At 69.4% G+C, this 8,587-nt stretch carries 8 protein-coding genes; 2 read left to right on the forward strand and 6 right to left on the reverse strand.

Translation table 11 applies throughout. The features are described from left to right. The 5 genes from RIN43_RS15980 to gabT all read right to left on the reverse strand — a co-directional run. On the reverse strand, window positions 1-214 hold a 214-nt coding region (locus RIN43_RS15980), incomplete at its 3' end, for an aldehyde dehydrogenase family protein (protein ID WP_309129916.1). 34 nt (window positions 215-248) lie between these two features. Continuing rightward, window positions 249-1,811, reverse strand: coding sequence for an APC family permease (locus RIN43_RS15985; protein WP_309129917.1), 1,563 nt, complete (start codon window positions 1,809-1,811; stop codon window positions 249-251). An 8-nt stretch (window positions 1,812-1,819) separates the two neighbouring features. Further along, window positions 1,820-2,707 (reverse strand): universal stress protein, encoded by an 888-nt coding sequence (locus RIN43_RS15990; RefSeq protein ID WP_309129918.1) that lies wholly within the window; start codon window positions 2,705-2,707, stop codon window positions 1,820-1,822. Then, entirely contained in the window at window positions 2,704-4,104 is a 1,401-nt protein-coding gene (locus RIN43_RS15995) for an NAD(P)/FAD-dependent oxidoreductase (protein WP_309129919.1), read from the reverse strand. The genes RIN43_RS15990 and RIN43_RS15995 overlap by 4 nt, the downstream gene beginning before the upstream one ends. Before the next feature lie 86 nt (window positions 4,105-4,190). Beyond that, window positions 4,191-5,549 (reverse strand): 4-aminobutyrate--2-oxoglutarate transaminase, encoded by a 1,359-nt coding sequence (gene gabT, locus RIN43_RS16000; RefSeq protein WP_309129920.1) that lies wholly within the window; start codon window positions 5,547-5,549, stop codon window positions 4,191-4,193. A 117-nt stretch (window positions 5,550-5,666) separates the two neighbouring features. On the opposite strand from gabT, the gene RIN43_RS16005 reads away from it, so the two are divergent. Beyond that, window positions 5,667-7,181: a PucR family transcriptional regulator gene (locus tag RIN43_RS16005; RefSeq protein WP_309129921.1), complete on the forward strand. Its 1,515-nt coding sequence runs from the start codon at window positions 5,667-5,669 to the stop codon at window positions 7,179-7,181. A 112-nt stretch (window positions 7,182-7,293) separates the two neighbouring features. Here RIN43_RS16005 and RIN43_RS16010 read toward each other — a convergent pair whose 3' ends face one another. Beyond that, complete coding sequence (locus RIN43_RS16010; RefSeq protein WP_309129922.1) at window positions 7,294-7,521, reverse strand: hypothetical protein; 228 nt, start codon at window positions 7,519-7,521, stop codon at window positions 7,294-7,296. A 158-nt stretch (window positions 7,522-7,679) separates the two neighbouring features. Here RIN43_RS16010 and RIN43_RS16015 point away from each other — a divergent pair, with 158 nt between their 5' ends. After that, a complete protein-coding gene (locus tag RIN43_RS16015) occupies window positions 7,680-8,384 on the forward strand; it encodes a hypothetical protein (protein ID WP_309129923.1) in 705 nt (234 codons plus the stop codon). Window positions 8,385-8,587: the final 203 nt, after the last annotated feature.

Below are 8,587 nucleotides of genomic sequence, written 5' to 3' on the forward strand. Positions count from 1 at the left end.
CCCAGGAGTCCTGCGCGGCGACGGCGGCGTCGAGGGCGCGGATGCCGTCGGCAGGCGTCGCGTCGGCGATGGACGCGATGACGTCGCCGGTCGCCGGGTCGTGCACGTCGAAGGTGCGTCCCTCTTCAGCATCCGCCCAGCGGCCGCCGATGAAGAGGCCGGTCGGGACGCGCGTCAGCAGGTCCTGCTCAGTGGATGCGAGTGCGGTGCTCATGATCATCTCGATTCTGTGAGGGATCTTGCGGGTGTCAGCGGCGACGGATGCTCGGCGGGGCGTCTACATCCAGGGTCTCACCGCGGAAGAAGGCAGGGCGCCGAATCGACTGGACGATCATGATGACGACGCCGACGACGATGATGCCGATGCCGAGGATGAACACGATGCCGATGCCGCCGATCTCGGAGCCCGAACCGTACGCGGGGTCCATCGAGTCGATCAGCGTCGTGAAGAACAGCACGGCGAGGATGATGCCGCCCAGCAGCGGGCACACGAGCGTGAAGATGACGTTGCGCGCGGAGTCGAACCACTGCCGACGGAAGTACCAGACGCAGGCGAACGCGGTCAGGCCGTAGTAGAAGCAGATCATCATGCCGAGAGTCAGGATCGTGTCCCACAGCGTGTCCTCGCTGAGCACCCGCATCACCCCGTAGAAGGCCGAGGCGACCACGGCCGACACGATCGTGGCGTAGCCCGGCGTGAAGAAGCGCGGGCTGACCCTGGCGAACGAGGGCGGGAGAGCACCGTAGTGGCCCATCGACAGCAGAGTGCGCGCGGGTCCGACGAACGTCGACTGCAACGACGAGGCCGAACTGGTGAGCACGGCGAGCGACACGAGGAAGGCCAGCGGACCAAGGATCGGGCCGGACAGATGGAAGAACACGTTCTCCTGGATGTCTTCGTTGCCCAGCCCGAGCTCGCCCGTGCCGGTGCCGGCGAACATGATCATCGCGACGGCGAGCAGCAGGTAGAGCGAGACGATCATCAGCACCGTGACGGTGGCTGCGCGGCCCGGCGTCTTCTCGGGGTCCTTCGTCTCCTCGTTCATCGTCAGCGTGACGTCCCAGCCCCAGAAGATGAAGATCGACAGCGAGAGACCGGCGGCGACCGCGCTGAAAGACGAGACGACGAACGGGTTGAACCAGTTCAGATCGAACGGCTGGAAGTCGAAGCCGTTGCCCGACACCGTCTGCACGATCGCGGCCACGGCGAAGAAGACCAGGACGAGCAGCTGGAATCCGACGAGCCAGTACTGCACCTTCTGGGTCGTCTGCATGTCGCGGTACGAGATCCAGGTCGCCCCGAGCATGAAAAGGAAGCAGACGCCGATGTTGATCCAGGTGCCCGGGTCCAGCGGGCCGGTTCCTGCGGCTACGGTCGCGATCGCGGGGTCGCCGGTGATCTGGGCCAGCAGCAGGAACAGGAAGTCGACGGCGACGCCGGCGAGGTTCGAGAGTACGAGGATCGTGGCGACCACGAGCCCCCAGCCGGCCATCCACCCCACCCACGGTCCGAATGCCCGGGTGGCCCACGTGAAAGAGGTGCCGGCATCCGGCATCCGGTTGTTCAGCTCGCGGTAACCGAACGCCACCAGCAGCATGGGGATGAATCCGACGAGGATGATCGCCGGTATCTGCGCTCCCACCTCGGAGGCGACGGGGCCGATGGCCGCGGTGAACGTGTACGCCGGGGCGATGCAGGAGATGCCGATCACGACGGCGCCGATGAGACCGACCGCTCCCGCGCTCAGCCCCTTCCGCGAGATGCCGGTGGTGACGGGGTCGGACACAGCTTCGTGTGACGTGGAGGACATGGGGGAACTCAGGCTTCTGCGTCCACGCGGCTGCGCGGGACGACGATCATGGGGACGGGTAGTTCGTGCAGCATCTTCGCGGCGGTGGAGCCGAGGAAGAGCTTGCGCGGTTGGGCGAGCCGGCTGGAGCCGACGAGTACGACCTCGCCCGGTTCCCAGCGCAGGTGTGCGACGGCGTCCTCGACGCTGTCGCCGGCCGCACGCTCGAGTTCGGCGGTGACGCCCTCGGGCAGCGCTTCCCGCGCCTGCGTGAGCACGTCTTCGCCGTGGGTGCCCTGCACGAGGGTGATCGCGCCGGTGTCGAGGCCGGCGGGTACGTCGAACGGGACGAGGGAGATCAGCCGCAGCGACCCGCCGCTGGCGACGGTGAGCGCGGCGGCCTCCTCCAGCAGCACGTCGGCGCCGGCTCGCGTGCCGACCGCCGCGGTGACGCGCGTGATGGGCGTGGTGATGTCGGCGTCGCGCGCCGAGCCGGCCGGCGCGAGTGCCACGGGGAACGGTGAGGAATGCACCAACTCGGATGCCACGGAGCCGAGCCTGTGGCGGCCGAAGGTCGTGCCGTTCGCGGCGCCGACCACGATCAGCCGGGCTGCGAACTCTTCACCGGCAGCGATGAGGCCTTCGGCGAAGGAGTCACCGAAGCGGATGTGCCCGGTGAGATCGATGTCGCCGGGAACGGATGCCGAGGCATCCCGCAGCCACTGCTGCGCCTGCGACCGCACGTGCTCCTCGTAGGCGCGCTCGGGCGGAACGGCGGCGCTGCGCGTGCCCTCAGGCGGGAGCACGATCACGAGGTCGAGCCGCATGTTCAACCCGCGGGCGAGCCGGACGCCGAGCGCGAGCGCGTCGGCTCCGGCATCCGTCGCGGTGTACCCGACGACGATCGAGGCGGTCATGCGTCGCTCTTCTCGATGATCTCGGATGCCGCCCGGCGGCCCATCCGGATCGCGCCGTCGACGTGCTGGTAGCCGGCTCCGGCCATGTCGCTGCAGGCGAAGTGCATCGGGCCGACCGCGGAGCGCAGGTCCGAGCCGTAGCGGTGCAGCCCGCCGAGGTCGAAGCTCGCCGCGTACGCGCCGCGGGTCCACTCCTCGCTGCCCCAGTCGCTCTCGTAGTACACGACGGGGTTCTTGGCTTCGGGGCCGTAGTAGTGCGAGAGGGACTCGAGGATGCGCTCCTTGCGCTCCTCGGCGCTCAGCGTGAACACGTCATCGGCGTTCTTGTCCGACACGAATCCGACCAGCGTGCCGCGGTCGTCGCCGTGGTTGGTGTTGTCGTACGCCTCGTGCACGAGCTCGTATGGGCTGAAAGCCGTGGCAGACAGGCCCTGCTCACGCCAGAACGGGCGGTCGTAGACGGCGTGCACCTTGATGACGAAGCCCATCGACAGGTGCTGATGCAGCTGGTGCTGACGGCGCGGCAGCGCGGGCACGAAGGAGATGCGGTTGTACAGCACCGGCGGCACAGCCAGGATCGCGTGACGGGCGCGCACGGTGAGAGTGTCGGTGTGCGCGACCACGCCCTGGGTCCCTGAGCCGGCCTGGGTCCCTGAGCTCGTCGAAGGGCCCCACTCGAGGGTACGGACCGCCTGGTTCAGCAGCACGTCGTCGCCGAGGCGCTCGGCGAGCCGCAGCGGAACCTGCTGGAGTCCACCGATCACACGCTTGTCGAGGATGAAATCGGCGTCGACGAGGTTGGTGAAGCTGCCCGCGGATGCCGCCATGAGCAGAGCCTGCAGGGTCGAGAACGCGTGCGCGGGCTTGGTGAGCATGGCGGGGCCGATGAAGAGGGCGATGTTGTCTCGCGCCTCCTGGTCGTCGGTTTCGTTGATGAGCCACCGCTCGAACGAGATCGTGTCCAGGGCCTCGGCGTCGGGCGCCTCCCACGGCCGGTCGGGGTCGACGGTGGCGACCATCGCATCGAGCTTGTCGATGAGGCGGACGAGCTCCCGTTCGGTCTCCGGCGCGACAGGGAAGATGTCACCGGTGAAGCGGGTCAGCTCGCCCTCGCGATTGAGGTAGACGCTGTCGCCCTCACGGTAACGGGAGTAGGTCTCCAGCCCCAGGTCGGCGAGAGTCTCGATCAGCGCGTCCTGGTCGGGCGAGACCCACTGTCCGCCCAGTTCGAGCGTCGCGCCGCCGATGTCGTCGGTCCACAGCCGTCCTCCGACGCGGTCGCGCGCCTCGAGCACCACCACCGACAGCCCGGCCTTGCGCAACTCGCTGGCGGCGGTGAGCCCGGCCGCTCCGGCGCCGATGACGACGACGTCGCGGCTGAGTTCCTGCTCGGTCATGTTCTGTGCTCCTCGAAGGTTCGGCTGTGGGGTGCGTGTTACCGGCCGCGACCCGGTATCCCCCGATCCGGGTCGCGGCCGGGGTCTCAGGCCGCGGCGAGCGCGGCGGCGACGACGTCCAGGCCCTCGGCCAGCAGGTCGTCGTCGATCGACAGCGGCGGCAGGAAACGGATGACGTTTCCGAAGGTGCCGCAGGTGAGAACGATGACGCCCTCGGCGAGGCATGCCTTGGCGACGGCGGCGGCGAGCGCGGCATCCGGCTCGCCTGTCTCGGGGTCGACGAACTCGGCGGCGACCATCGCGCCGTGGCCGCGGACGTCGCCGATGCGCGCGTCGTTCTCGCGGATGCCGTTCAGCCGGCCGGTCAGGATCTCACCGATCTGGTTCGCCCGTTCGATGAGCCCGTCGTTCTCGAAGGCGTCGATCGCGGCGATCGCCGCGGCGCAGGCGATCGGGTTGCCGCCGTAGGTGCCGCCCAGGCCGCCGGCGTGCGCGGCGTCCATGATCTCGGCGCGGCCGGTGACTCCGGCGAGCGGCAGGCCGGCGGCGATGCCCTTCGCGGTGGTGATGAGGTCGGGCTCGATGCCGAACAGCTCGCTGGCGAACATCGCGCCGGTGCGGGCGAAGCCGGTCTGCACCTCGTCGGCGATGAACACGACGCCGTTCTCACGGCACCAGGCGACGACGGCCTCGAGGAAGCCGTCGGCGGGGACGATGAACCCGCCCTCGCCCTGGATGGGCTCGATGATGACGCCGGCGAGGTTGCCGGCGCCGATCTGCTTCTCGATCAGGGTGATGGCGCGCTTGGCAGCCTCGGGACCGGTGAGTCCGTCGCGGTACGGGTAGGAGCCGGGAACGCGGTAAACCTCGGGCGCGAACGGGCCGAAGCCGCTCTTGTACGGCATCGACTTGGCGGTCAGGGCCATGGTGAGGTTGGTGCGGCCGTGGTAGCCGTGGTCGAAGGCGACGACGGCCTGGCGCCCGGTGTGCTTGCGGGCGATCTTGATCGCGTTCTCGACGGCCTCGGCGCCGGAGTTGAACAGGGCGCTCTTCTTCGCGAAATCGCCGGGGGTGAGCCGGTTCAGCGCCTCGGCGACGTCGACGTACGACTCGTACGGCGAGATCATGAAGCACGTGTGGGTGAACTGCGCGGCCTGCGCGGCGACGGCCTCAGCGACCTTTGGGTGGGCGTTGCCGACCGTTGTGACGGCGATGCCACTGCCGAGGTCGATGAGCGAGTTGCCGTCGGCGTCGACGACCACTCCGCCACCGGCGGCGACGACCGCGACCGGTACGGAGTGCGCGACGCCGGAGGCGACGGCATCCGCCTTACGGTCGAGGACCTCTGCGGAGCGGGGGCCGGGCAGCGACGTGAGCACGCGGCGCACCTGCGGGAGCGCGGGTCCGCCGGAGGGCACGGTGGTGGTCTCGTCGATAAGGGTCATGCGGCGAGGCTACGTCCGTTCGGCGGTGCGCCGCACTCGCCAGCGCGTACAATCCTCGGTAAGGATTCGCCAGGCCGTATAACGCGCCCGAGCGGATGCCGCGGGAGGACGGAACCGGTGGAACGCACGTCTGCGCCCACGCTGCGCGCTCTGTTGGAGCGACGCGACCTGCGCTTGCGCCTGGTACTCGAGGAGGATGCCCTCGCCGGCGACGCCCTCGACCGACCCATGCGGTGGGTGCACAATTCCGATCTTGCCGACCCCACCCCGTTCCTGGCCGATGATCTCGTGCTGCTCACCACCGGCACGCAGTTCGACGGGCTGGACGCGCACGACGTCGACGCGTACGTCGCCCGCCTCGCCCTGCGTGGGGTGCTCGGCCTCGGGTTCGGCTCAGGTGTTCACCGCTCCGGTGTTCCGGCAGAGCTCATCGAGGCCTGCCGAGCGCGCGGGCTGGCGCTGTTCGAGGTGCCGTACGACATCCCGTTCATCGCGATCGCGCGTGCCCACGCCGAGGCGATCGCGGCGCAGGCCTACGCCCGGCGCACCTGGGCGCTCGAAACGCAGCGTGCGCTCGCGATCGCGGCGCTGCGGCCGCGGGGGCTGGAGGCGACGCTCAGCGTACTCGGCCGCCGGCTGGAGTGCTGGGTGGGCATGTACGACGCGGCCGGAGCCCTCGTGCACGAGCATCCGTCCGGAGGCGGGCCGGATGCCGGGGCCGCACACCCCGGTGCGATCGCGTCGATGGCATCCGCCCTGCTCGCGCGAGGTGGATCTGCGAGCCGCACGCTGGAGCACGACGGGGCGACCCACACGCTCTTCACGCTCGGCCGTACCGGCCAGCTGCGCGGCGTCATCGCGATCGCCGCCGTCGCGCACGACCCCGAGACCCGTGCGGTGGTGACCTCGGTGATCGCCATGGCGGGCCTCGCCCTGGAGCAGGGCGAGCAGATCGCGCGCAGCCGACGCCGCTTGCGCGGTCAGCTGCTGGCATCCCTGCTCTCCGACGACCCGGCGTTGGCCCGGCGCGTGCTCGGCGCGCTCCCGCCCGCTCCGGTGCTCGTCGCGATCGCTGACGGGGAACGCACGGCCGCCCTGGTGGAGTGGGTGGACCAGCAGCATCGCGATGCCGCACCCGCGCCGTTCGTCGCGGAGTCGGACGACGGCGTCGTGCTCTGCCTGCGCGAGGCGGATGCCGGGATGCTGGACGAACTGGCCGCACGGTTCGAGGTGCGCGTCGGCGCCTCGGATCCCGCGGAGTACTCGGCCTTCTCCCACGCTCATGCGCAGGCCCTGTCGGCGCTGCGGCGCGCGCGGTCGGGCGTCACGCACTACCGTCATGTCGGCACGGCGAGCGTGCTGTCGGCCCTGCTCACCGATGAGGCCCGCGTCGTCGCGGCGTCACGCCTGGCCCCGGTGCGCGGCCACGACGCCCAGGGCGGAGACCTGGAGCGCACGCTGCGGGTGTGGCTCGAGCACGACGCGCAGCTCGAACAGACGGCATCCGCTCTCGGCATCCACCGCCACACGCTGCGCACCCGCCTCACGCAGGCGGGCACTCTGCTCGGCATGGACCTGCGCGCCTTCCCCGCGCGCGCCGAGCTGTGGGCGGCGCTGCAGGCGGGCGGCTGACGCGCGCGCACCGCACGCGGGCCCGAACGCGCGAGTGATGCCGCCCGCGCTCGTCGACTAGCGGGCGGAGCGGCGTCGGCGCGTGCCAAGCACCGTGAGCAGGGATCCGCGGCTACCGCCGCTCCCCGGTGAACACCAGGACCACACTCACGCCGGGATGCAGGAGGCCCGAGCGGCTCTGGCTCTTAAGCATCCGCGCAGCCGCCGTGGGGAGGCGCGACAGCGCGCCCGCACCGCTGAACACCCACGGGGTGACCCTGAGGACAAGCCGCGGGAGGCCGACGAAGACGAGGCGGGCGACCAGCTTCTGTCGACGCGCCGGCAGGAGCAGATTGAGCAACAGGGCGAGCGCACCAGTGCCTCGCCCCGCCAGACCAGCAGCAGAGTCAGGAACAGCAGCCCGCCCAAGTTGCGAAAGGGCATTTCTAGCCGCCGTCGAGGGGGAGCCGTGGCCGAGCACAGGTTCGACCAGCGAGAACCTTCCGCGATGATCTCTATGTGACTCTTGAACGCAACCCAGCCCCGCTCCCGCCCCCATCGAGCACACAGACCATACCTCTCGGTCACCTCCGCCTCACACTCGACGATGTCGATGACGTCTTGTTGTACATGCAGAAGGCAGGCCAGCATCCTGTTCTGACGGCCGGGGGCGCGGTCGCGAGCGAAGCGCAAGCCCTGAAGTCCGCGACGAATGACGAGCTGAACCGCGTTGCGATCCGGACTACTGACGGTTCAATATCGATCGCGCTCTCTCGAAATAAAGCGACTGTTGTCTACGCCACGTCGAGCGAGTCCGCTGCCCGCACTGTGAGTGGCGTCGCTCGGTTACTCGCCCCACGGCGACAGCCGGCGATTGTGACGTGGCTAGGAGTTGTAGCTAAGAACTTCGCCGTCTACGGGTTGGGGATGCTCGTGATACTCGGCATTGGTGTGCTATTCCGGCCCGAAACGATCGCGAAGCTGAACGCGGCTGACGCGGTCCCGGCGATCCTCATAGTCTTGGCGATCTCAGTCGTACTAGGGTCAGTGAGCTTTCTCGGCGAGCGCAAGTCTGGGGGTGCGAAGGTGCTCGCCTATTTCAGAAGCGAGCGCAGGGATGTGACCTTCTCGGCCAGGCAAGCGTGGCTCATCGGCACAGTGACGGCCGTCCTTTCAGGTGCAATCGGTTCATGGGTGACCTGGCTGCTTACTAACGGCGCGTGACCGTCTCTTTCGCTCGCCCGCTTCGCCCTTTCGTGCCTCCACCGTAGGAGCACCCGGCGCCGGGGCGGAGTCATCCCGGCGCATGCGCCTCCAGGAACTCGTACACGTCCGTGCTGTCCACGCCGGGGAACGCCCCGGTCGGCAGAGTCGCCAGCAGCGTCCGAGGGGTGCGCACGTTCGGCCAGGCGTTGTCTCGCCAGCGC

The sequence above is a fragment of the Microbacterium sp. genome, assembly GCF_031178445.1.
Taxonomy (GTDB): Bacteria; Actinomycetota; Actinomycetes; order Actinomycetales; family Microbacteriaceae; genus Microbacterium.